The sequence below is a fragment of the Blautia massiliensis (ex Durand et al. 2017) genome (assembly GCF_001487165.1).
In the GTDB taxonomy this organism is placed as follows: domain Bacteria; phylum Bacillota; class Clostridia; order Lachnospirales; family Lachnospiraceae; genus Blautia_A; species Blautia_A fusiformis.
The window spans coordinates 764,576-787,876 of the sequence record NZ_LN913006.1; the positions used below are offsets into that span (position 1 = coordinate 764,576).

General features: G+C 44.7%; 17 protein-coding genes. 16 read left to right on the plus strand and 1 reads right to left on the minus strand.

Annotation, left to right across the window (positions count from 1 at the left end):
* Nucleotides 1–44 precede the first annotated feature (44 nt).
* From recJ to BN3261_RS04535, 9 genes are all read left to right on the plus strand, one after another.
* A complete protein-coding gene (gene recJ / locus BN3261_RS04495; RefSeq protein ID WP_059085555.1) occupies nt 45–1,763 on the plus strand; it encodes a single-stranded-DNA-specific exonuclease RecJ in 1,719 nt (572 codons plus the stop codon).
* A 202-nt stretch (nt 1,764–1,965) separates the two neighbouring features.
* Nucleotides 1,966–2,490, plus strand: coding sequence for an adenine phosphoribosyltransferase (locus BN3261_RS04500; protein ID WP_021650378.1), 525 nt, complete (start codon nt 1,966–1,968; stop codon nt 2,488–2,490).
* 78 nt (nt 2,491–2,568) lie between these two features.
* A complete protein-coding gene (locus BN3261_RS04505) occupies nt 2,569–4,893 on the plus strand; it encodes a RelA/SpoT family protein (RefSeq protein WP_015524639.1) in 2,325 nt (774 codons plus the stop codon).
* Nucleotides 4,894–4,915: 22 nt separating this feature from the next.
* On the plus strand, nt 4,916–5,545 hold the full coding sequence (locus tag BN3261_RS04510; RefSeq protein ID WP_059085556.1) for an MBL fold metallo-hydrolase: 630 nt from the start codon (nt 4,916–4,918) through the stop codon (nt 5,543–5,545).
* Nucleotides 5,517–7,046, plus strand: coding sequence for a coproporphyrinogen dehydrogenase HemZ (gene hemZ, locus BN3261_RS04515; RefSeq protein WP_059085557.1), 1,530 nt, complete (start codon nt 5,517–5,519; stop codon nt 7,044–7,046). The genes BN3261_RS04510 and hemZ overlap by 29 nt, the downstream gene beginning before the upstream one ends.
* 21 nt (nt 7,047–7,067) lie before the next feature.
* The gene (locus BN3261_RS04520) at nt 7,068–7,703 is read left to right on the plus strand and encodes an HD-GYP domain-containing protein (RefSeq protein WP_268872673.1); all 636 of its coding nucleotides are present in this window, start codon (nt 7,068–7,070) and stop codon (nt 7,701–7,703) included.
* Nucleotides 7,636–8,889, plus strand: a complete 1,254-nt coding sequence (hisS, locus tag BN3261_RS04525; protein ID WP_059085558.1) for a histidine--tRNA ligase — start codon at nt 7,636–7,638, stop codon at nt 8,887–8,889. Before BN3261_RS04520 ends, hisS begins: the two co-directional genes overlap by 68 nt.
* A gap of 77 nt (nt 8,890–8,966) precedes the next feature.
* Nucleotides 8,967–10,766, plus strand: a complete 1,800-nt coding sequence (aspS, locus tag BN3261_RS04530) for an aspartate--tRNA ligase (RefSeq protein WP_015524642.1) — start codon at nt 8,967–8,969, stop codon at nt 10,764–10,766.
* A gap of 6 nt (nt 10,767–10,772) precedes the next feature.
* Nucleotides 10,773–11,528, plus strand: coding sequence for a sulfite exporter TauE/SafE family protein (locus tag BN3261_RS04535; protein ID WP_021650384.1), 756 nt, complete (start codon nt 10,773–10,775; stop codon nt 11,526–11,528).
* Nucleotides 11,529–11,612: 84 nt separating this feature from the next.
* Here BN3261_RS04535 and BN3261_RS04540 read toward each other — a convergent pair whose 3' ends face one another.
* The gene (locus tag BN3261_RS04540) at nt 11,613–12,746 is read right to left on the minus strand and encodes a hypothetical protein (RefSeq protein ID WP_059085559.1); all 1,134 of its coding nucleotides are present in this window, start codon (nt 12,744–12,746) and stop codon (nt 11,613–11,615) included.
* A gap of 218 nt (nt 12,747–12,964) precedes the next feature.
* Between BN3261_RS04540 and BN3261_RS04545 the strand changes: the two genes are divergently transcribed.
* The 7 genes from BN3261_RS04545 to argS all read left to right on the plus strand — a co-directional run bounded on the left by BN3261_RS04545 (nt 12,965) and on the right by argS (nt 23,291).
* The gene (locus BN3261_RS04545; RefSeq protein WP_021650386.1) at nt 12,965–14,407 is read left to right on the plus strand and encodes an efflux RND transporter periplasmic adaptor subunit; all 1,443 of its coding nucleotides are present in this window, start codon (nt 12,965–12,967) and stop codon (nt 14,405–14,407) included.
* A complete protein-coding gene (locus BN3261_RS04550) occupies nt 14,404–15,075 on the plus strand; it encodes an ABC transporter ATP-binding protein (RefSeq protein WP_015524653.1) in 672 nt (223 codons plus the stop codon). Before BN3261_RS04545 ends, BN3261_RS04550 begins: the two co-directional genes overlap by 4 nt.
* Nucleotides 15,076–15,079: 4 nt before the next feature.
* Complete coding sequence (locus BN3261_RS04555; RefSeq protein ID WP_059085560.1) at nt 15,080–17,161, plus strand: hypothetical protein; 2,082 nt, start codon at nt 15,080–15,082, stop codon at nt 17,159–17,161.
* 21 nt (nt 17,162–17,182) lie between these two features.
* Nucleotides 17,183–18,445 carry an ABC transporter permease gene (locus tag BN3261_RS04560; RefSeq protein ID WP_059085561.1) on the plus strand — a complete coding sequence of 421 codons (1,263 nt, stop codon included), beginning with the start codon at nt 17,183–17,185 and terminating at the stop codon, nt 18,443–18,445.
* A 269-nt stretch (nt 18,446–18,714) separates the two neighbouring features.
* The gene (ptsP, locus tag BN3261_RS04565; protein ID WP_059085562.1) at nt 18,715–20,331 is read left to right on the plus strand and encodes a phosphoenolpyruvate--protein phosphotransferase; all 1,617 of its coding nucleotides are present in this window, start codon (nt 18,715–18,717) and stop codon (nt 20,329–20,331) included.
* A gap of 284 nt (nt 20,332–20,615) precedes the next feature.
* Nucleotides 20,616–21,485, plus strand: coding sequence for a DegV family protein (locus tag BN3261_RS04570; RefSeq protein WP_015524658.1), 870 nt, complete (start codon nt 20,616–20,618; stop codon nt 21,483–21,485).
* A 39-nt stretch (nt 21,486–21,524) separates the two neighbouring features.
* A complete protein-coding gene (argS, locus tag BN3261_RS04575) occupies nt 21,525–23,291 on the plus strand; it encodes an arginine--tRNA ligase (protein ID WP_059085563.1) in 1,767 nt (588 codons plus the stop codon).
* Nucleotides 23,292–23,301: the final 10 nt, after the last annotated feature.

A 23,301-nucleotide genomic window follows, 5' to 3' on the forward strand; every position in this document is an offset into this window, starting at 1 on the left:
TGCTTTGAAGAAAGAAAGCGGCAAAGCATCAAGGAGGAAACAACATGGAACGATGGGTTGTTGCTGCAAAACGGGCGGATTTTACTGCAATTGGAAAAGAGTTCGGAATTGATCCGGTGATCGCCAGACTGATCCGAAACCGGGATGTACAGGACAGGGATGAAATTCGCAGATATCTTTATGGAAAGGTGGACGAACTGGCTTCTCCGCATTTGATGAAAGATGTGGATAAGGCAGTGGAGATCCTGCGGAATAAAATAAAGGAAAAAAAACGCATCCGTATTATAGGCGATTATGACATTGATGGGGTAGTATCGACCTTCATTCTGATCAAAGGACTGAAGCGTGCAGGAGCTCTGGCAGATACATATATTCCGGACCGTGTGGCAGATGGATATGGAATCCATGAGCACTTGATCGAAAGAGCAGTGAATGATGGGATTGACGTAATTGTTACCTGTGATAATGGAATTGCGGCGTACAATGAAATCACTATGGCTAAAGAGAAGGGAATGACGGTGATAATAACCGATCATCATGAAATTCCCTATAAAGAAACGGAAGATGGAAGAGAACTGATCCTTCCGCCGGCTGATGCCATTGTAAATCCAAAACAGCCGGACTGTAATTATCCGGAGAAAAGATTGTGCGGAGCAGTTGTTGCGTTGAAGCTGGTGACAGCTCTCTATGAGGCATGCGGGATTCCGGAAAAAGAGCTGGAAGATTTTCTGGAATTAGGAGCCATTGCCACGGTGGGAGACGTGATGGATCTTCAGGGTGAAAACCGCATCCTTGTAAAGGAAGGCCTGAAACGACTTTCCCACACTTCTAACAAAGGTCTCCGTGAACTGATCCGTGCCAATGGCCTGGAGGATGGGCCGATCACTGCCTATCATGTAGGGTTTGTGCTGGGACCATGTATCAATGCCAGTGGAAGACTGGATACCGCTGCACGTTCCCTGAAACTGCTCTGTGCGGAGACGGAAGATGAAGCAGCAAAACTTGCCGGTGATCTGACTGCGCTGAATCAAAGCAGAAAAGCTCTCACAGAAGAGGGAAAGGAAGCAGCGATCCGTATTGTGGAAGAGACAGAAATTGGACAGGACAGGGTTCTTGTGATCTATTTACCGGACTGTCACGAAAGCCTGGCCGGAATTATTGCGGGACGTATCCGGGAAAAGTACAATAAACCGGTCTTTGTCCTGACAAAAGGTGAAACAATGGTGAAAGGCAGCGGACGTTCTATAGAAAGCTATTCCATGTTTGAGGAACTGGTAAAATGCGGAGATCTGATGGAACAGTATGGCGGTCATCCTATGGCGGCAGGATTATCCATTAAAGAAGAAAATGTGGAAGAGTTCCGCAGACGGTTAAACGAAAACTGTACTCTGACAGAAAAGGATCTGGCTCCAAAGATCCTGATCGATGTGCCAATGCCGGTTTCCTATATAAATAAGGAACTTGTGGAAGAGATATCCCTGCTGGAGCCTTTTGGAAAGGGAAATACCAAACCGATTTTTGCACAGAAGGGACTTCGGGTTTTAAGCAGCCGTATTCTTGGCAAAAATAGGAATGTGGCAAAGCTTCAGCTGTCAGACAGTACCGGCTGTGTAGTGGAAGCAGTATATTTTGGAGAAGCAGATGAATTTGTTGATAGAATAAAAAACTGTGGAAGTATTGCGGTCACATATTATCCTGAGATCAACCGTTATCAGGGAAGAGAGACCTTACAGATCGTAATCCGAAATTATATTACAGAATAACAGGAGAAGGTATCACTAAAATGCAGATCCTGACAGCGAGTAATTGACTGTAAAACGGGAAAGAAGGCTCTGTACTGGGCAATATGCAGTCCAGGGCCTGTCGTAATTCCGCGAGTTCTGTCGGGTTGCACATTGATTCCCTACAGAAAAAGTGCTATACTATCTAACATCTGATTGACAAATTAAATCATTGGAGGTTATTATGAAAAAAATAGAAGAATATGTAAGAAGTATCCCGGACTTTCCAGAGCCAGGGATTATTTTCCGTGACGTTACCAGCGTCCTTCAGGATGCGGATGGATTACAGCTTGCCATTGATTCTATGCAGGATTGTCTGGAGGGTGAGGAGTTCGATGTGATTACAGGTCTTGAATCCAGAGGCTTTATCTTTGGTATGCCGATCGCATATAATCTTCACAAACCCTTTGTTCTGGTCCGCAAAGCAGGAAAACTTCCATGTGAGACCGTTTCCAGAACCTATGAGCTGGAGTATGGAAGTGCAACTATCGAGATGCATAAGGATTCCATCAAGCCGGGACAGAAAGTTGTTATTGTGGATGACCTGATCGCTACGGGCGGAAGCGTGGAAGCAGCCATCAAGCTTGTGGAGGAGCTTGGCGGCGAGGTTGTCAAGGTGGTTTTCCTTATGGAGCTTGCAGGTCTGAAGGGACGTGAGCGTCTCAAAGGTTATAATGTGGCATCTGTGATCTGTTACGACGGAAAATAATTTTTTGTCGGTGGAAGGGGATGTGAACTATTGTAGTCATACGGCAGTATGAAATTGTGCACAGGCAGGTGGGATTTAATGGCAGAGACAAAAAATACGGAAAAACAAAACATTGAGATACAGAAGGAAGAAGAAAAAAGAGAGTCTGTCCGGAAGGCAGATGCGGCGGTGAAATCCATGCATGATTTTACAAGCCCTGAGGTTCTTTATCAGGAGCTGATAAAAAGTGTGAAGAAATATCATCCGTCTACAGATATTTCCATGATCGAAAAGGCCTATAAAGTGGCCAGTGAGGCACATAAGGATCAGAAACGTAAATCCGGTGAACCTTATATCATTCATCCTCTCTGTGTTGCGATCATCCTTGCGGATCTTGAGCTGGATAAGGAAACCATAGTGGCAGGCCTTCTTCATGATGCGGTAGAGGATACCTGGATGACGTATGAAGAGGTGGAAAAGGAATTTGGTTCTGAGGTAGCACTTCTGGTAGATGGTGTTACCAAGCTGGGACAGCTGTCCTATTCCAAGGACAAGGTAGAGGTTCAGGCTGAGAATTTAAGAAAGATGTTCCTTGCAATGGCTAAGGATATCCGCGTTATCCTGATCAAGCTTGCGGACCGTCTTCATAATATGCGTACCCTGCAGTATATGAGACCAGAGAAACAGCAGGAGAAAGCAAGAGAAACCATGGATATCTATGCTCCCATCGCGATGCGGCTTGGTATTTCCAAGATCAAGGTGGAACTGGATGATCTTTCTCTTAAGTATCTGAAGCCGGATGTTTACTATGATCTGGTAGAAAAGGTTGCTCTTCGCAAAAGTGCCCGTGAGGAATTTGTTAACTCTATCGTGAAACAGGTAAAGCAGCATATGGAGGATGCCAATATCAGGGCGCAGGTGGATGGCCGTGTGAAGCATTTCTTCAGCATCTATAAGAAGATGGTCAATCAGGATAAAACCATTGATCAGATTTATGACCTGTTTGCCGTACGCATCATTGTAGATACTGTGAAGGACTGTTATGCAGCTCTTGGTGTTATCCATGAGATGTATAAGCCGATCCCCGGTAGATTTAAAGATTATATCGCAATGCCGAAGGCCAATATGTATCAGTCTCTGCATACAACGCTGATCGGTCCTAACGGACAGCCTTTCGAAATCCAGATCCGTACATTTGAAATGCATAAAACCGCAGAATACGGTATTGCAGCTCATTGGAAATATAAGGAAACTTCCGATGGTAAGAAACCTGGAAAGAGTGAGGAAGAGAAGCTGAACTGGCTGCGCCAGATCCTGGAGTGGCAGCGCGACATGTCCGATAACCGGGAGTTCATGAGCCTTCTGAAAAATGATCTGGATCTTTTTGCAGACAGTGTTTACTGTTTCACTCCCCAGGGAGATGTAAAAACACTCCCAAATGGTTCTACACCTATTGATTTTGCATACAGCGTGCACAGTGCAGTAGGAAACAAGATGGTAGGTGCCAGGGTCAATGGCAAACTTGTTCCTATTGAATATAAGATCAAAAACGGTGATCGTATTGAGATCATAACATCCCAGAATTCTCAGGGCCCCAGCCGTGACTGGCTGAAGATCGTAAAGAGCACACAGGCTAAGAATAAGATCAACCAGTGGTTTAAGAAAGAACTGAAGGAAGATAATATCCTGAAGGGTAAGGACATGCTGAATCAGTATGCCAAGACCAAGGGCTTTAAACCAGGCATATATACCAAGCCACAGTATATGGAATCGGTAATGCATAAATATGGTTTCCGAGACTGGGATTCTGTATTGGCAGCGATCGGACATGGCGGCCTGAAAGAAGGTCAGGTGTTTAACAAGCTGGTAGAAGCCTATGAGAGGGAGCATAAGAAGAATCTTACAGATGAACAGGTCCTGGAGGCAGCTTCCGAATCACAGGAGAAGCTTCACATTGCCAAGAGTAAGAGTGGCATTGTAGTAAAAGGCATTCATGATGTGGCAGTTCGTTTTTCCAAATGCTGTAGTCCGATCCCGGGAGATGAGATCGTAGGCTTTGTAACAAGAGGAAGAGGGATCACCATTCATCGTACAGACTGTGTGAATGTGCTCAACATGCCTGAGATTGACCGGAAACGTCTCATTGAAGCAGAGTGGCAGATGCCGGACAGAGCGGATTCCGAGAAATACGAAGCGGAGATCCAGGTTTATGCAAATAACCGTACCGGACTTCTGGTGGATATTTCCAAGATCTTTACAGAGAGGAAGATCGATCTTCGTTCCATTAACAGCCGTACCAACAAGCAGGAACGCGCCACGATTTCCATGTCCTTTAATGTATGCAGCAAACAGGAACTGAATTCTCTGATCGAAAAGATCCGTCAGGTTGAAAGTGTTCTTGATGTAGAGCGAACAACGGGCTGACCCGATAAACGGAGGAATTTTTATGAGTAAACTTGAAATGCAGCAGTGTGTGCTGGGCCAGGTGTTTACCAACTGCTATTTTCTGAAAAATAAAGAGACCGGAGAACTGCTGATCATAGACCCGGGAGACTATGCAGAAAAAGTTTTTCAGAAAGTATCTCTTATGCAGGGGAAACCGGTGGGGATCCTTCTGACACATGGTCATTTTGATCACATCATGGCTGTAAAGGAAGTGAAGGAAAAATATCAGATCCCGGTTTATGCATGCATGCAGGAAGAAGTGATGCTGGCAGAGCCCACGATAAATATGACTGCTGTTTATGGAAGTGCCTGTTCAATTAAGCCGGATGTTCTTCTGGATGACGGGCAGATTTTCGAAGCGGCCGGATTTTCCATCCAGATGTTCCACACACCGGGACATACCAAAGGAAGCTGCTGCTATTATATCAAAGACGAAGGTGTGCTTTTCAGCGGAGATACATTGTTTTGCGGCTCTGTGGGAAGAACCGATTTTCCTGGCGGAAGTTCTGCTGAGATCGTAAGAAGCCTTCACAAGCTTGTGGATACTTTGCCAGAGGATACAGAAGTATTTCCGGGGCATGACGCATCCACAACCATTGGTTATGAAAAGAGGTATAATCCATTTGTATAAGATTGGCATTTTGTTTCAGAACAGAGATTTTGAGCATGATGTGTATGAACTGATCAAAGCGTTTTATCCCGGAAATGAGATCGTTTCTCTTTATGAAGAGGATGATGCGGATTATGATATCCGCTTCCGGGTCTCACGTGATGAAGAAGGTTATACCATCAGTTACAACAACGGAATAGAGAAAAAAACAGCTCATGGGGCTGTGATAGAAGGGCAATCCAGTGGAGAAGCTTCGGATGCCCTTATTTCTTGCAATGATGCCCATGATATCCGCAGAAAAAATAAAGACGCGATCAAATACGCCCTGTATCAGATGCTTTCCAAAGCTACAGGAAAGACACTTCCCTGGGGAAATCTTACAGGCATCCGTCCTGTGAAAATGGCTATGGGAATGCTGGAGTCCGGAATGAAAAATACGGAGATCGCCAGATATATGAGAAATCAGTATCTGGTAAGTCCGGAGAAAACAGCTCTTGCAGTTACCATCGCAAATCGTGAGCGGGATATCCTGAAAAACATTGATTATGAAAACGGTTACAGCCTTTATGTTGGCATTCCTTTCTGTCCGAGTATCTGTCTGTACTGTTCATTCAGTTCCTATCCGCTGGAGAGATGGCGTAAATATGTGGAGGCGTATCTGGATGCGCTGGTAAAGGAAATCCGGGCTGTTTCCGGGATGATGAAAAACCGGAAGCTGGATACGGTCTATATCGGTGGGGGAACACCTACCACACTGGAGCCGGATCAGCTTCGGAGACTTCTTGGCGCGATCACGGAATATTTTCCCTGTGAGGAGCTGGAAGAATTTACGGTTGAGGCAGGAAGACCGGACAGTATAACCTTGGAAAAGCTTCAGGCGATCCGGGAGTTTCCGGTTACCAGGATTTCTGTAAATCCACAGACCATGAATCAGGAAACCCTGGATATCATTGGCAGACGTCATACAGTAGAACAGACAAAGAATGCGTTTCATCTGGCAAGAAAAGCCGGATTCGACAATATCAATATGGATCTGATCGTGGGTCTTCCCGGCGAAGATATCACAAAAGTGCAGCATACACTGGACGAGGTAAAAGCTCTCGGGCCGGACAGCCTGACCGTACATTCTCTTGCTGTGAAGCGTGCGGCAAGACTGAATATTTTCCGTGATAAATACCAGGAGATGACCTTTGAAAACAATCAGGAGATCATGGATCTGACTATGAAAACGGCCTACGAGATGGGAATGGGTCCTTATTATCTGTACAGACAGAAGAATATGAAGGGGAATTTTGAGAACGTCGGGTATTCTGAGGTTGACAAAGCAGGGATTTACAATATACTGATTATGGAGGAAAAGCAGCCGATCATCGCACTGGGTGCAGGTGGTTCCTCCAAGCTTGTGTTTGATCACGGACAGCGCATTGAGCGTGTGGAGAATGTGAAGGATGTTGTCAATTATATCACACGTATCGATGAAATGATCGAGAGAAAACGCGATGGCATTGCAAAATGGCTGTAGACGGAAAGGAGAGACGGATCCTTGAAAAGCGTACAGAAGATAAGTGAAATTACGCAGGACCGGATCCTGGAAATGGATCTTTCCGCAGAGCTGAAACATGGGGTTGTTGTCAGTAACCTTGCCTATGATGTGGCAAAGGAGCTTGGTCTTGGTGAGAAAGAATGTTATCAGCTGGCTATTGCCGGAATGCTCCATGATATAGGCAAGCTGAAACTGGAAGGATACATTAATGGCCAAGAGCAGAATCCGATGGTCATTGAAGAACTGAAATATGTTCGCATGCACTCCACATTAGGTTATGAGATCCTGAAAGACCAGGGATATTCCGATTATGTTCTGGAAAGTATTCTTTATCATCATGAGAATTTTGACGGCAGCGGTTATCCCAGCAACAGAAGCGGAAAGGATATCCCTATGGGTGCAAGGATCCTGAGAGTATGTGATGTATATGCGGCTTTGAGTATGGACAGACCATATCGGAAAGCTCTGGAAAATGATGAAGTTTTAAGACTGATGATCGATGAGATTAAAAACTTTGACATGCAGGTGTTTCTTGCATTTCAGAGGGTGATTCATAAAGGAGGAAACTATGGCATTAAAAAAGAAACCGGTTACAGGAATGAAGGACATTTTACCGAAGGAAATGGCAATCCGTAACTATGTGATTAATATGATCAGAGAGACGTACGGAACCTTTGGTTTTTCCGCAATTGAAACTCCCTGTGTAGAACATATTGAGAATCTCTGCAGCAAGCAGGGCGGTGAAAATGAAAAGCTGATCTTCAAGATTATGAAGAGAGGCGAGAAACTGAAACTGGATACTGCAAAAACAGAGAATGATCTGACAGATTCCGGACTTCGCTATGACCTGACCGTACCGCTTTCCAGATATTATTCCAATAATGCAAACGAGCTTCCGGCTCCGTTTAAGGCACTTCAGATGGGAAATGTATGGAGAGCTGACCGTCCGCAGAGAGGTCGTTTCCGTCAGTTTATGCAGTGTGATATCGATATCCTGGGTGAGCCGACCTATCTTGCTGAGATCGAGCTTGTACTTGCAACTACAACACTTCTTGGAAAACTGGATTTCCATAACTTTACGATCCGTATCAATGACAGAAGGATCCTGAAGGCAATGGCTCAGTACAGCGGATTCCCGGCAGAGAGCTTTGATACTGTCTTTATTATTCTTGACAAGATGGATAAGATCGGCATCGAGGGAGTTGCAGAGGAGCTTGAGAAAGAGGGCTTTGCGAAAGAGAGCATTGACACTTATCTTGGACTTTTCCGTGAGATCACCAACGATGTTGAGGGTGTCCGTTATATTAAAGAAAAACTTTCTGATGTTCTGGAAGCAGGTATTGCAGAGGATCTTGAAACGATCATCAACACTGTAGAATCTGTAAAAACAGCAGACTTCAAAATGTCCTTTGACCCTACACTGGTACGTGGAATGTCCTATTACACAGGTCCGATCTTTGAGATTTCCATGGATGAGTTCGGCGGAAGCGTCGGTGGAGGCGGACGTTACGATGAGATGATCGGTAAATTTACAGGAAATAATACCTGTGCTTGTGGTTTCTCCATTGGATTTGAGAGAATCGTTATGCTGCTTCTTGAGAGAGGCTATGAGATTCCAACCAAGAATGGCAAGAAAGCATATCTGATCGAGAAGAACATGCCGGCAGACAAGCTTCTGAACATCCTGAAACAGGCAACTGAGGAAAGAAGTGCAGGTACACAGATCAATATCTCTATCATGAAAAAGAACAAAAAATTCCAGAAAGACCAGCTGGCAGCAGATGGTTATACAGAGTATGTAGAATTTTTCAACAGAGACTGAAACTGCCCGTCTGAAAACGGAGATAGCAGAGTAAATTAAAATGACTATGAAAAAAATAGTCAGAGGAGGATAAAGAGATGGCTGAAAGCATGCAGGGACTGCACAGAACTTGCCGATGTGCAGAAGTGACCACAGAGATGGTCGGAAAAGAAGTAACATTAATGGGATGGGTGGCAAAAGCCAGAAATAAAGGAGGTCTTGTATTTGTGGATCTTCGTGACCGTTCCGGGATCATGCAGCTGATTTTTGAGAATGGCAGCATTGACGAGGAAGGCTTTACAAAAGCAGGTAAACTGCGTAGTGAGTTTGTTATTGCTGTAACCGGTACCGTAGAGAAACGTGGAGGAGCAGTAAACGAGAATCTTGCAACTGGCGAGATCGAGCTTCGTGTAAAATCCCTCCGTGTTCTTGCTGAGGCAGATGTTCCTCCATTCCCGATCGAGGAGAATAGCAAGACAAAAGATGAGATCCGACTTAAATATCGTTATCTTGATTTAAGAAGACCGGATCTTCAGAGAAATATCATGATGAAGAGCAAGGTTGCCCAGCTTACAAGACAGTTCTTTACAGAAGAGGGATTTCTTGAGATTGAGACACCGATGCTTGGAAAGAGTACTCCTGAGGGAGCCAGAGACTATCTGGTACCATCACGTGTTCATCCGGGAAGCTTCTATGGCCTTCCACAGTCTCCGCAGCTGTACAAACAGCTTCTGATGTGCTCCGGATTTGATCGTTATATCCAGATAGCAAGATGCTTCCGTGATGAAGATCTTCGTGCTGACCGTCAGCCGGAGTTCACACAGATCGATATGGAGCTTTCCTTTGTTGATGTAGACGATGTTATCGATGTTAACGAGAGATATCTTGCATTCCTGTTCAAAGAAGTTCTGGATATCGATGTAAAACTCCCAATCCAGAGAATTACCTGGCAGGAAGCTATGGATCGTTTTGGTTCCGACAAGCCGGATATGCGTTTCGGTATGGAACTTCATGATGTCAGTGATATCGTAAAAGACTGCGGATTTGGTGTGTTCACAGGTGCGCTTGAGAACGGCGGAAGTGTTCGTGGTATCAATGCAGAAGGTCAGGGCGCAATGCCGAGAAAGAAGATCGATAAGCTTGTTGAGTTCGTAAAAGGTTATGGTGCAAAAGGTCTTGCATACATTGCCATTGCAGAGGACGGAACCAGAAAATCTTCTTTCGCCAAGTTTATGACAGATGAAGAGATGGATGCTCTTGTAAAAGCTATGGACGGCAAGCCGGGAGATCTTCTTCTTTTTGCAGCAGATAAGACAAAATTGGTATACGATGTACTGGGAGCACTCCGTCTTGAGCTTGCAAAACAGATGGATCTTTTAGATAAAAATGAGTATCGTTTCGTATGGGTAACAGAGTTCCCGCTTCTTGAGTGGAGCGAGGAGGAGAACCGTTTTACAGCAATGCACCATCCGTTCACCATGCTTATGGAGGAGGATCTTCCGCTTCTTGACACAGATCCGGGAAAGGTTCGTGCAAAAGCATACGACATCGTTCTTAACGGAAATGAGATTGGCGGTGGCAGCGTGCGTATCCATCAGGATGATATTCAGGAAAGAATGTTTGAGGCACTTGGCTTCACAAAAGAAGCTGCACATGAGCAGTTCGGATTCCTTCTGGATGCCTTCAAATATGGAGTTCCGCCACACGCAGGACTTGCATATGGCCTTGACAGACTTGTTATGCTTATGGCAAAGGCAGATACGATCCGTGATGTTATTGCATTCCCGAAGGTTAAGGATGCCTCCTGTCTGATGACTCAGTCTCCTAGCCAGGTAAGTGAGGCACAGCTTCATGAGCTGGGACTTGACCTTGAGCCGCAGAAAGAAGAGGAAGAATAAAAAATCATGCAGCCGACAATCTATACATTTCTGATCGTTTGCCCACTTGTATTTCTTGCCGGATTTGTAGATGCTGTAGCAGGCGGGGGAGGACTGATCTCCCTGCCTGCTTATCTTTTGGCCGGAGTTCCTGTACATAATGCTGTTGCCACCAACAAGCTGTCATCAGCAACAGGAACATTGATCTCAACTGTCCGTCTGTGCAAAAATAAATTTGTGGACTGGATCCTGGTGCTTCCATGTATTCCAATGGCACTCCTGGGATCTTCCATAGGAGCTCACCTTGCTCTTATAGCCAGTGATAAGCTCCTGCGTTATATGCTGATCCCTGTTCTTCCGGTGGTTGCTTTTTATGTGCTGCGCAAGAAAAATATGGATGAGAAGGGTGGCGAGATCGCCAGAAAAAAACAGATCCTGCTCTGTGCCGTATGCTCTCTTGCTGTAGGATGCTACGATGGATTTTATGGACCAGGAACAGGAACTTTTCTCCTGCTTTTGTTTACAGGATTGGGAAAAATGAGTGTGGCAAAAGCATCCGGTACCATGAAGGTTACCAACCTCTCTTCTAATGTAGCGGCTCTTGTTGTATTTCTGCTCAGCGGAAAGATTGTGATCATGCTTGGAATTGCAGCGTCAGTGTTTTCGATCGCAGGACATTATACCGGTGCAGGTATGGTTATGAAAAACGGAAGCCGGATCATACGGCCTATTATTCTTATAGTCCTTGCATTGCTTTTTATAAAGATCATATCCGGAATATAAAAAAGAAGAATATAAAAAACCCGTGAAGATCACGCTTTCCTGTCAGAGAAAGCAGATATTCACGGGTTTTCTAGCTTTTATTCTTTATTCGTTATCTTCGGTAGAATCTTCAGGAACCGGTGAAGCGGTAAGAGTTCCGAAGATGGCATTGCCCAGTTCGGTACCTGCATTCTCAAGCTTCCAGGATGCACCATCGTTTGTGAGATGGAAGGTAGCAGTGGCAGTTATGGTTGCCTGATTATTCCTGATACTGTCCAGAAGCAGTTCATGTGATTTGTTGTAACGCTTCTGGGAACCGTCGATCACTGCATCAGCAGAAGCCAGATAAGTATTCAATTCTTTTTCGTACTGTGTAAGAATGGAATTACTGTCAAATGTGGTAAGCTCTGCGTCCACTTCAGCAAGATATCCGGAAACAGAGGTGCTTGATATTTTGTAGTTAAAACAGGAGTGAAACTGTTCCATAAGGGCAGAGGCAATGGCGTTTTTTGCCGAATCTGAAGTGTTCAGAATGGAATCCAGCCCCAAATAATTAGCCATCTGCTTTACATCCATTTCTTGAAGCGTTTTCAGATAGACGGTAAGCGTTTCGGCAGGCGGCACAAGATCAGGATCGGACAGATAGGTGATAAGGCCACCGACCAGATCATTTTCGAGAGAGGAACTGTGCGTAATCTCCCAGTCAGGTTCTGAAGAAGATCCAAGATTGTTTAGTTGGATGGAAGTAGTGCGTTCTGCAGAACTGTACGTGTTATTCTTGAGGAGCTTGTACAGGAGCAGATAACGCTGCTCCAGGGAATTTCCGTTATCATTTTCTTTACCGGAGGCGGTTTCTAGTATTTCTTCCTGAAGGCTTGCAGAAACAAAATCACTGGCAAGAGCCTCAGCATCCAGAGTAGTAAGCTTAAGCTGCGCAGAAGCATTTTTTTCGTCGCTATCAACGGATATACCCAGGATTTTGTAATCGAAATTCTGAAAGAAGAGAGAAAATACTTCTTTTATGTCAGCAGAAAGCTTTGTGCTGTCATCAGAATCCGGAAACAGTTCCTGATAGGATATGTACTGCATGGTTGTTTCAGAGTCCAGATTTTTAAGAAGATCCAGATCTTTTTTGATCGCCTTCTCCGCATGAGCTTTGGCCGACTGGGAGCAGCTACATAAAAAAACTGAGAGAAGAATGATCATCAAGAAAGCCAGCAGATGTTTCACTGTCTTCATATTATTCTTTCCTTTCAAAAAAGTTATATTACAACATTTTAGCAGATAAAGTACCGAAAGTCAAAATATCGCAAAAATGGAGAAAAAGGAGACTTTTTTATGAAAAATCTGTGAAATCTGCATCGTTTTCTTCAGGGACTTTTCTTTTTAGAGTGAATCTGCTATGATGTTTGAAGCAACAGATAGTTTCAGTACGATGCTGAGAAAAGGGGACAGATATGAAAAAACGTATTTTGATCGCACTTGGAGTCCTTGTACTTGCAGCCGGTATCGGAGCCGGTGGATGGTATTATTATACACATCATGCAGGGTCCGCAGGAGGCAGCGATATTGTATATGTAACAAAGATAAGCAAGCTTTCGGAAATGGATTCCGGAGTGGAAAACCGATATGCAGGTGTTGTGGAACCGCAGGAAACGGTTCAGGTAAAGATCGAAAGCGGCCGAAAGGTAAAAGAAGTTCAGGTAAAGACCGGTCAGGAAGTCAAGAAAGGGCAGCTTCTTTTTCAGTATGATCTTGGAAGTATCCAGCAAAGTCTTCAGGAAGCACAGCTGGCCTTGGACCGCCTGAAAAACGAACAGTTAAGTATATCTGATCAGATCACTACACTGGAAGCTGAGAAAAAGAAAGCTACAGCAGATAATCAGCTTTCCTATACAATAGAGATCGAAACACAGAAAATGAATCTCAAGAAGAATGAATATGATCAGAAAAGCAAACAGGCAGAGATCGATAAGCTTTCCCAGGCAACGCAGAATACCGAGGTGCGCAGTGAGATTGATGGAGTGATTCAGAAGATCGATACCTCCAAGATGGGCGGTGATGATTCTGAGGGCGTGGAGGATACGCTGACAGAAGGCACGACGGATTCCACAGATTCCAGTTCCGGAAACAGCTCCGGCAATGCATTTATCACGATCCTGAGTACAGGTGCTTATCGTGTAAAGGGAACGGTAAATGAAATAAACCGTGATTCGATCATAGAGGGAACTCCTGTGATCATTCGTTCCAGGGTGGATTCTTCAAAAACCTGGAAGGGCACCATGGGCTCTGTTGACCTGGATAATTCTACCAGCAACAGCAGTTCGGATATGGCAATGTTCGGAATGTCCAGTGCCAGTGATGATCAGACATCATCCAGTACCTATCCGTTTTATGTGAATCTGGATTCATCTGAGGGTCTGATGCTGGGGCAGCATGTGTATATTGAACCGGACGAAGGACAGGATGAGAAAAAGTCCGGTATCTGGCTGAACGATTATTTTATCGTGGATGCGGATACAGACAGCCCATATGTCTGGATCGCAAACGGTCAGAACAAGCTGGAGAAGAGAGATGTCATATTAGGACAGTATGATGAAGATCTTGGGGAATATGAGATCGCAGACGGACTTTCTGAAAAAGATAAGATCGCATTTCCGACAGATGAGCTGAAAGAAGGTATGTCTGTCACAGAAGGTACTGCAGATCAGACTACAGCGGCGATGTGGGATGATTCCGAGGATGATGAAAGTATTGATGATTCTGCGTACACGGAAAGTGATGGCTCAGAGCCTGAAATGATCGAAGATGGAGCGATCGACAGTGACATGATGGATGCGACAGACGATATTTCTTCGGGAGATGACCTTGTTCCGATGGAAGGAGCGCCGACAGAATGATTTTGGATTTAAAAGGAATATATAAGGATTATCAACAGGGGAAAATGACGGTACCTGTATTGAAAGATGTAGATTTTTCCATGGAGGAGGGAGAATATGTGGCGATCATGGGACCTTCCGGTTCCGGAAAGACTACACTGATGAATATTATCGGATGCCTGGACAAACCTACCAAGGGAACTTTTCTTCTGAATGGAGAAGATATTGCCAAATGTACAGAGAATGAGATGTCAGATATCCGTCTGAAAACGATCGGATTTGTATTTCAGAGCTTTCATCTCCTTCCAAGGCAGAGTGCGCTGACAAATGTGGAACTGCCGCTGAATTATGCAAGGGTTCCCAAAAAGGAGCGCCGGGAACGTGCGCGAAAAGCTCTGGAGCGTGTAGGCCTTGCCGACAGGGTGGATTTTAAGCCCAACCAGCTTTCCGGAGGACAGATGCAGAGAGTGGCTATTGCAAGAGCGATCGTAAACAATCCCAAGCTTTTGCTGGCAGATGAGCCTACCGGGGCACTGGATACGAAATCGGGAGCACAGGTTATGGAACTGTTTCAGAAGCTGAACGATGAGGGAGTTTCTGTGCTGATGATCACACATGACCCGGAGATCGCGGCACATGCCAAACGGGTTGTTATGATCCGTGACGGTGAGCTGCAGGAAAAGAGGTGATAGAATGAAAGTGGTGAAGAGAGTGATCGTTGGTGTACTGGTTGCGGCATTGGCAGCCGGAGGAATCTACACAGGGCTTATGCATGTGAAAGAATCCAAGGTAACAGAGGTGCCGGTAACCAGCGTCAGCAATCTTCAGACGGACTGGTATTCGGAGACAACACTGGATGGAACCATCACCACGAATGTTTCTCAGAATGTAAATATGGATAAAGATATGATCATCGAGAAAATATATGTATCCCAGGGTGATGATGTAAAAAAAGGCGATAATCTGATCTCCTTTGATATGACACTTGTAGAGATGGAACTGAATATTGCAAAGCTGAAACAGCAGAAGCAGGAGCAGGATCTGACCAAAGCACAGAACCGTCTGACAAGTCTTCAGAATGGAGGTCCCATCGAAGACAGTACAGACAGTACTGATGATACGGACCTGAATCTTACAGGTGGTGATACAGGAAATGACGGAGAAATGACAAATACAGATACACCTTCCGGAAGTGACGGAGACGAGGATATGCAGTCAACTACCGGTTCCGCGGCTACTGCAGATGGCAGCTATCTTGCAGCGGCTTCCTCCAGGCCATTACTTCTCAGTGCCTTTACAGATACAGAAGGAGATCTTGAAGATTCTGCAGAGGAAGTTACCGAAAAAATGCCGTCCGGAGAAACGACGGACAGTGAAACAGAGCAGATGACCGGAGATGACACAGCGGATATGGAAGAGGATACAACTGCATCCGATGAGGATCTGATCATGGATCCGACCTACCAGGATCCTACTGCCAATGATATTACAGACGGAGAGACTACGGACTGGGGTTCCGGAGAAGATGACACCCCAACGGTATCTCCGACACCGACTCCCACACTGGGACCCAATGAGCTTCCTGATCCCAATATAACAGAACCGGAAATTCCGGGGATCACAGATGGTGAACCGGAATTTTATCAGAAGCTGGATTATACTTCTCAGCCGTTTACAGGAACCGGTACGGAAGAAGATCCCTATGTTTTTCTTGTAAGCAGTGCCAAAGGCAAAGTTACGGTGATGGGATCTTTCTTTAACAGAATGGCGGGATACAGTGAGGATGGAACCAAAGTGGTCCAGAAAGGCGGCAGCTGGTTCCAGCTGGAGTTTCATGAGAATGATACCATTGCTGATTTTCAGGACAGAACACTTTCCTGTACAGGATATTATCTGATCGATGGAAGTCTTCTTGAAAATCCGGTATATATGTATGCGGAAACAGAATTTACACTGGACGAGGCTTCCAAATATGACAAAAATGATGATGAGATACCGGATGACAGCGGTGATGGAGATGACGGTACTGATGGCACAACCATGTCAAGAGAGGATGCGATCAAGATCCAGAAAAACAAGATCGCAAGTTTGAAACTGGATATTGAGGAAAATAATCTGAAAATCACTAAGTTGGAGAACAAAATAAAAAACAAGCTGATAACAAGCAAACTGGATGGAACGGTTGCTTACATCGGAGATGAAGTCACAGGTTCTTATAATGGAGATGCTTTTCTGAAAGTAAAAAGCAAAGATGGTTTTTATGTTACCGGAACGGTCAGCGAACTGATGCTGGATCAAATGAAGGAGGGAACACTTCTTCAGTGTACCAGTTATAATTCCGGCAGCTTTGAGGCGAAGGTACTGAATGTATCCGATTACCCGGTGGATTCTTCAAATGCTTATTATGGTGGAGATTCTAATCCCAATGTATCGTATTACACCTTTAATGCAGAGATCACAGATCGTTCATTGCAGTTTACCGACCAGGATTATGTGACGGTATCTCTGAAGTCAAATAAACTTGCCGAAGGCAGTATGGTTGTGATGAAGGCATTTATCCGTACGGAAAATGGAACCAGCTATGTATACAAAGATGTGAAGGGAACACTGAAAAAGCAGCAGATCACAGTGGGAAGCATTGTGAACAGCGGATATTATGCAGTTGTAACTTCAGGTCTGAAATCCGATGATCTTCTTGCTTTCCCATATGGTGATGCCGTGAAGGAGGGAGCCAAGACAAAAGAAGTGACTTTGGATGATATGTACAATGAATAAATAACAGGAAGGAGAAATTTCATGTTTGAAAATATACGCCTGGCTTTTCAGGGAATATGGTCACATAAGATGAGATCCTTTCTGACCATGCTGGGTATTATTATTGGTATTGCATCTATTATTGCAATTGTATCTACGATCAAAGGTACCAGTGAGCAGATCAAGGAAGATCTGATCGGGTCCGGAAACAATACCGTACAGGTTATGCTCTATGACGGAGACAGTACATACGATATGGATTATGGTTCTTACGGAAACTCGGCCAAACCGCCGGTTATTTCTGATTCCCAGAAAACGGCGATCGGAGACTTGGATCATGTGATCAGTTCTACATTTTATTACAGTAGCCAGTCTGCCAGTGTTTATTATAAAAACACAAGCTTTCAGGGCGGAACCGTGTACGGGATCGACAGCAATTATCTGAAAACGATGGGATACCTGGTCCAGTCCGGGCGGGGATTTGTACAAAAAGATTATGACAGCTACCGAAAGGTTGCTCTTGTGGATTCCAATGCTGCACAGAATATTTTCGGAAGTGAGAGCCCTGTAGGGAAAACCATTGAGGTGGGATCAGAACCGTATATCATTGTAGGTGTGATCACTCAGAGTGAGGACAGCATGCCGAAGATCAATACGATTTCTGAGTACGAGGAATATTCGCAGACGATCATGGGAAGCGTGATGATCCCGGATACTACCTGGCCTGTTGCATTTAAATTTGATCAGCCGCAAAATGTGACAGTCCGTGCAGACAGCACAGATAATATGAGTTCTGTAGGAAAAGCAGCAGAGGATATTCTGAATACAGGAATCCAGAATGAAAAAAACAAATCGAACTTTAAATATAAAGCGGAAGACATTATGGAGAAGGTTAAGAATCTCCAGAAGCTCAGCGAAAGTACCAATCAGCAGCTGATCTGGATCGCAAGTATCTCCCTGCTTGTTGGTGGTATCGGTGTTATGAATATCATGCTTGTATCTGTCACAGAACGTACCAGCGAGATCGGACTGAAAAAAGCTATCGGAGCAAGAAAAAAAGTGATCCTGGGACAGTTTCTGACGGAAGCTTCGGTGCTGACCAGTATCGGAGGAATCATTGGTGTGGTCCTTGGGATCATCCTGTCAAAAATGGTGTCTCAGGTGTCAGGAGCACCAACAGCCATCAGCGTTCCGGCAATTATCGGTTCTGTGGTATTTTCCATGCTGATCGGTCTGATCTTCGGACTTCTCCCATCTGTAAAGGCAGCTAATCTTAATCCGATCGATGCCCTTCGCAGTGAATAAAAAGATATACATACATATAGCATCTGCAATTGCCGGAAGGATTCCGGCGGCAGATGCTTATTTTTATATCTGAAAGTATTGTTCAGGTTTTATGAAGCTCTGCGGTCTTTATTTTGTCACTTTTGCTGTATATATGACAAAAAAAGAAAGTATAAATAGAGTTTTTACAGGTTTTTTAGAGATCATAAAAAAATCGTGGCAGAATCTTTGGATAGTGTGATATAATACATCATAAGTGGGCAAATATAAAAACAGAAGGAGATAATTTCATGAAGGTTTTGGAAGGTAAATCTGTATTTTCCGGTATTGCGATCGGTAAGATCTCAATCCTCCAGAAAGTTGACGCCAGTGTTAAACGTGTTCACGTGGAGGATCCGGAAGAAGAGGTAAAGCGTGTGGAGGCAGCCAGAGAGCAGGCTGTGGCACAGCTTCAGAAGCTTTATGACAAGGCTCTTCAGGAAGTTGGAGAGTCCGGAGCGGCAATCTTTGAGGTTCATCAGATGATGCTGGATGATGATGACTATCTGGATTCCATCCACAACATTATCCGTACAGAGTCTGTAAATGCAGAATATGCGGTTGCAACAACTGGTGATAACTTCTCATCAATGTTCGCACAGATGGACGACGATTATATGAAAGCAAGAGCAGCTGATGTAAAGGATATCTCAGACCGTCTGGTACGTGTGCTTTCCGGCCATGGAGATGGAGAGCTTGAAGCATCCGAGCCGGTGATCGTAGTTGCAGAGGATCTTGCACCAAGTGAGACTGTACAGATGGATAAGAGCAAGGTTCTTGCTTTTGTCACAAGAAAAGGTTCTTCTAACTCACATACTGCGATTCTTGCGAGAACCATGAATATTCCGGCGCTGATCAATATTGAATACGATGAGTCCATGGACGGTAAGATGGCAGTCGTAGACGGAAAGAGCGGAAATCTGATCGTTGAGCCGGATGCAGAGACCCTTAAAAAATATGAGGATATGCGTGCCGATGAACTTGCACAGCGTGCAATGCTCAAAGAACTGAAAGGTAAAGAAACTGTTACCAAGAGCGGTCGTAAGCTCCACCTTTATGCCAACATCGGAAGTACAGGTGATGTTGCGAATGTACTTGCCAATGATGCGGAAGGCATCGGACTTTTCCGAAGTGAGTTCGTATACCTGGAAAAAGAAGACTATCCTACAGAGGAAGAGCAGTTCCAGGTTTACAAGACCGTAGCTCAGAATATGGCCGGCAAAAAAGTTATCATTCGTACTCTGGATATCGGAGCGGACAAGCAGATCGATTATTTCAATATGGCGCATGAGGAAAACCCTGCAATGGGATATCGTGCGGTCCGTATCTGTCTGGACCGTCCGGAAGTATTTAAGACACAGCTGAGAGCACTTTTCCGCGCAAGCATGTTCGGAAATATTTCCATCATGTATCCGATGATCATCTCTGTAACAGAGGTGAAGCAGATCAAGGCCATTGTAGCAGAAGTAAAAGCAGAGCTTAAGGAACAGGGGATCCCGTTCCGTGATGACGTGGAGCAGGGTATCATGATCGAGACTCCGGCAGCTGTTATGATCAGTGATCTTCTTGCAAAAGAGGTTGATTTCTTCAGTATCGGAACCAATGATCTGACCCAGTATACACTGGCTATTGACCGTCAGAATGCAAAGCTTGACAACATTTATGATTCCCATCATGAGGCAGTTCTCCGTATGATCCAGATGGTTGTGGATAATGCACACAAAGAAGGTATCTGGGCCGGAATCTGTGGTGAGCTTGGTGCGGACACTACACTTACTGAGAGATTTGTAGAGATGGGACTGGATGAGTTGTCCGTATCTCCGACATTTGTTCTTCCGGTTCGAAAGATCGTAAGAGAAATGAAATAAAACACAGATCATAAATAGATAAGGATATTTTTGATAAATAGTGTGACAGCTGCTGTGCATAAATATTTGTATGGCAGCTGTTTTTTTAGTTACTGTTCACTGGTAATATTCCGCGAGGTATTTTTTGTGAGCGAAGGTCACAGAAAATTTCCAATTGTGATATAGAAAAAAATATGATACACTAACATCATGGCTTTCTACAGCAGTTCAAAGAATTAGTTCATCAGGGGCTGATGCATTAATTCTTTGAACTGTGAGATAACAGACCAGGAGGAGAGAAAAGAATGGGCAAAATTGCCATTGTAACAGACAGCAACAGCGGTATCACACAGGCCCAGGCAGAAGAGCTTGGCGTTTATGTGATACCGATGCCGTTTTATATTAATGAAAAAATGTATCTTGAAGGTGTAACTCTCACACAGGAAGAGTTTTATGAGAAGCTTAAGAAGGATGAACCGATCTCCACATCTCAGCCAAGTCCGGCTGATCTCTGTGATCTGTGGGACAAGCTTCTGAGAGATTATGAGGAAATCGTTCATATTCCGATGTCAAGCGGACTGAGTGCATCCTGTTCTACTGCAATGGGACTTGCTATTGATTATAATGGTCGTGTTCAGGTAGTGGACAATCAGCGGATTTCCGTAACACAGAGACAGTCTGTAATGGATGCTAAGATGCTTGCCGAGGCAGGAAAAAGTGCTGCAGAGATCAAGAAGATCCTTACAGATCAGAAACTCGATTCCAGTATTTATATCACACTTGACACCCTGAAATATCTGAAAAAAGGTGGCAGGATCACACCGGCAGCAGCAGCCATCGGAACGGTTCTGAACCTGAAGCCTGTACTTCAGATCCAGGGAGAGAAGCTGGATGCCTACGCCAAGGTCCGTGGCAAGAAGCAGGCCAAACGTGCCATGCTGAAGGCAATGAAGAATGATTGGGAAACACGTTTTAAGGAATACGCATCTGACGGTGAGATGTGTCTTCAGGCTGCTTATACAGGAAATCTGGAAGAAGCAGAAGAATTTAAAAAAGAGATCCAGGAGGTATTTCCGGGAATGGAGATACATATGGATCCCCTTTCTTTAAGTGTTGCCTGCCATATCGGTTATGGTGCCCTTGCAGTCGCATGTTCAAGAAAAGTGACGTTATAAGCATAAAATACAGAAACAAAGATATGAGGAGTTTGAAACATGAAGAAGATTATGGAACAGATGGCGGAAGAACTTTCCGCAGCATTTGAAAAAGCAGGTTATGATCCGTCCTACGGAAAAGTTACTGTTTCCAACAGACCGGACTTATGTGAGTATCAGTGTAACGGTGCTATGGCAGGAGCCAAAGCATATCACAAGGCACCGTTTATGATCGCTGATGATGTGGTAGCACAGCTGTCAGACAGCCGGATCTTTTCCAGAGCAGAAGTTGTAAAGCCTGGATTTATCAACCTGGATGTGAAACCGGAATTTGTTGCAGAATACATGAATAAGATGGCAGAGGACGAGAAGCTTTCTGTTGAGACTGCCAAGAATCCGAAGACGATCATTATCGACTATGGCGGACCAAACGTTGCCAAGCCGCTTCACGTAGGACATCTCCGTTCTGCGATCATCGGTGAGAGCATCAAGCGTATCGGACGTTTTGTAGGACATAAGGTGATCGGTGATGTACATCTTGGAGACTGGGGCCTTCAGATGGGACTGATCATCACCGAGCTGAAACACCGGAAACCGGAGCTGGTATATTTTGATGACAGCTTTACCGGTGAATATCCGGCAGAAGCACCGTTTACTATCAGCGAGCTGGAAGAGATCTATCCATGTGCCAGTGGGAAGTCCAAAGAGGATGAGGCTTACCGTAATGAGGCACTGGAGGCAACCCACCTTCTTCAGCAGGGTAAACCCGGATACATGGCTCTCTGGAACCACATCATGAATGTATCTGTAACAGACCTTAAGAGAAACTACGCGAATCTGAACGTAGACTTTGACCTCTGGAAAAAAGAATCCGATGCACAGCCATACATTCCGGATATGGTAGAGGATATGAAGAAGCGAGGATTTGCCTATGAGGACCAGGGTGCTCTTGTTGTAGATGTAAAAGAAGAGAGTGATACCAAGGAGATCCCTCCATGTATGCTTTTGAAATCAGACGGAGCTTCTCTCTATACGACCACAGACCTTGCTACTATCGTAGAGCGTATGAAACTCTTTCAGCCGGATGAGATCCTTTATGTTGTTGACAAGCGTCAGGAGCTGCATTTTATCCAGGTATTCCGCTGCGCAAGAAAAACCGGTCTTGTAAATCCGGAGACCAAGCTTTCCTTCCTTGGTTTCGGTACCATGAATGGAAAAGACGGTAAACCGTTTAAGACAAGAGAAGGCGGTGTTATGCGTCTGGAGAACCTGATCGCAGATATTGATGAGGAAATGTATCGTAAGATCGTGGAGAATCGCAGTGTAAAAGATAAAGATGCAAAGGATACTGCCAAGATTGTAGGACTTTCCGCAATCAAATACGGAGATCTTTCCAACCAGGCGACCAAGGATTACATCTTTGATGTTGACCGCTTTACATCCTTTGAGGGAAATACAGGTCCGTATATCCTTTATACTATCGTTCGTATTAAGTCGATCCTGAACCGTTATGTACAGGAGGGGGGAGATTTAAGTACAGGTAAGATCCTTCCGGCAGTCAATGCCAGTGAGAAGAACCTGATGCTTCAGCTTTCCGGCTTTGCGGCAATGGTTGAGAACGCTTTTGAAGAAAAAGCACCACATAAGATCTGTGCATATATCTATGAGGTATCCAATGCATTTAACAGCTTTTACCATGAGACCAAGATCTTAAGCGAAGAGGATCAGGCACAGAAGGAATCCTTCCTTCAGCTGCTCCAGCTTACAAGAAGAGTGCTTGAGACAAGCATCGATCTTCTTGGATTCTCTGCACCGGATCGTATGTAAGGTATAGCTT

What these genes read in the sequence shown, in the direction of transcription:
- recJ (WP_059085555.1), top strand. Translation starts at nt 45, where the DNA reads ATGGAACGATGGGTTGTTGCTGCAAAACGGGCGGATTTTACTGCAATT.
- BN3261_RS04500 (WP_021650378.1), top strand. Translation starts at nt 1,966, where the DNA reads ATGAAAAAAATAGAAGAATATGTAAGAAGTATCCCGGACTTTCCAGAG.
- BN3261_RS04505 (WP_015524639.1), top strand. Translation starts at nt 2,569, where the DNA reads ATGGCAGAGACAAAAAATACGGAAAAACAAAACATTGAGATACAGAAG.
- BN3261_RS04510 (WP_059085556.1), top strand. Translation starts at nt 4,916, where the DNA reads ATGAGTAAACTTGAAATGCAGCAGTGTGTGCTGGGCCAGGTGTTTACC.
- hemZ (WP_059085557.1), top strand. Translation starts at nt 5,517, where the DNA reads ATGAAAAGAGGTATAATCCATTTGTATAAGATTGGCATTTTGTTTCAG.
- hisS (WP_059085558.1), top strand. Translation starts at nt 7,636, where the DNA reads ATGGCATTAAAAAAGAAACCGGTTACAGGAATGAAGGACATTTTACCG.
- aspS (WP_015524642.1), top strand. Translation starts at nt 8,967, where the DNA reads ATGGCTGAAAGCATGCAGGGACTGCACAGAACTTGCCGATGTGCAGAA.
- BN3261_RS04535 (WP_021650384.1), top strand. Translation starts at nt 10,773, where the DNA reads ATGCAGCCGACAATCTATACATTTCTGATCGTTTGCCCACTTGTATTT.
- BN3261_RS04540 (WP_059085559.1), bottom strand. Translation starts at nt 12,746, where the DNA reads ATGAAGACAGTGAAACATCTGCTGGCTTTCTTGATGATCATTCTTCTC.
- BN3261_RS04545 (WP_021650386.1), top strand. Translation starts at nt 12,965, where the DNA reads ATGAAAAAACGTATTTTGATCGCACTTGGAGTCCTTGTACTTGCAGCC.
- BN3261_RS04550 (WP_015524653.1), top strand. Translation starts at nt 14,404, where the DNA reads ATGATTTTGGATTTAAAAGGAATATATAAGGATTATCAACAGGGGAAA.
- BN3261_RS04555 (WP_059085560.1), top strand. Translation starts at nt 15,080, where the DNA reads ATGAAAGTGGTGAAGAGAGTGATCGTTGGTGTACTGGTTGCGGCATTG.
- BN3261_RS04560 (WP_059085561.1), top strand. Translation starts at nt 17,183, where the DNA reads ATGTTTGAAAATATACGCCTGGCTTTTCAGGGAATATGGTCACATAAG.
- ptsP (WP_059085562.1), top strand. Translation starts at nt 18,715, where the DNA reads ATGAAGGTTTTGGAAGGTAAATCTGTATTTTCCGGTATTGCGATCGGT.
- BN3261_RS04570 (WP_015524658.1), top strand. Translation starts at nt 20,616, where the DNA reads ATGGGCAAAATTGCCATTGTAACAGACAGCAACAGCGGTATCACACAG.
- argS (WP_059085563.1), top strand. Translation starts at nt 21,525, where the DNA reads ATGAAGAAGATTATGGAACAGATGGCGGAAGAACTTTCCGCAGCATTT.